Raw genomic sequence first — 693 nt, 5'->3', positions numbered from 1 at the left:
TAAGCAAGCACTACTACAACCAGAATAATTTACCGAAAGAATTACAACAGCAACTCGAACGCTTGTTGCCAAAAGACAAACTCAAGGCAGCCCAACTCGATACGCAAAACCCTGAGCAACGTCACTTTGCTGAACTCAATGTCGTTCGACGCAACATTAAAGCTGTCCCAGAATATAACCCGCTAGAGCACCGCCCAGCCGCTCACCCGCAGCGCGCTAGAGTGGTTGGGTTAGAGGGCGAAAGTATTCATGTCGATCAATGGGGGCGCATTAAAGTCCGCTTCCTGTTTACTCGAACTGACGACCATAGTCATGACGGTGGAGCGGGAAGTAACGACAATGACACCGACTCGGCTTGGGTCGATGTGCTGACCCCATGGGCAGGCGCGGGTTATGGCGCACGCTTCTTGCCACGTGTCGGTGAAATCGTTGTGGTCGACTTCTTTGATGGCAATATTGATCGCCCATTTGTGGTGGGCCGTATTCATGAAGCTGAACGGCATCCAACGCAATTTGACCAGAAAGGCCAGCTACCTGACACTAAAAAGCTCAGCGGCATCCGCTCAGAAGAAGTTGATGGTAAAGGTTTTAACCAGCTACGTTTTGATGATACTACAGGCCAGATCAGTACCCAGTTACAAAGTAGCCATGCAGCAAGCCAGCTCAACTTGGGTAACTTAAGCCATCCAAAAG

The 693-nt window shown here is 50.1% G+C and carries 1 protein-coding gene; it reads left to right on the top strand.

Annotated features, from left to right (window positions below; translation table 11 throughout):
• On the top strand, positions 1–693 hold a 693-nt coding region (gene vgrG, locus ODQ17_RS19060), incomplete at both ends, for a type VI secretion system Vgr family protein (protein WP_322905630.1).

Source organism: Acinetobacter sp. IRS14 (assembly GCF_034650275.1).
Lineage (GTDB): Bacteria > Pseudomonadota > Gammaproteobacteria > Pseudomonadales > Moraxellaceae > Acinetobacter > Acinetobacter oleivorans.
This window is presented reverse-complemented; position numbering and strand designations above follow the sequence as displayed.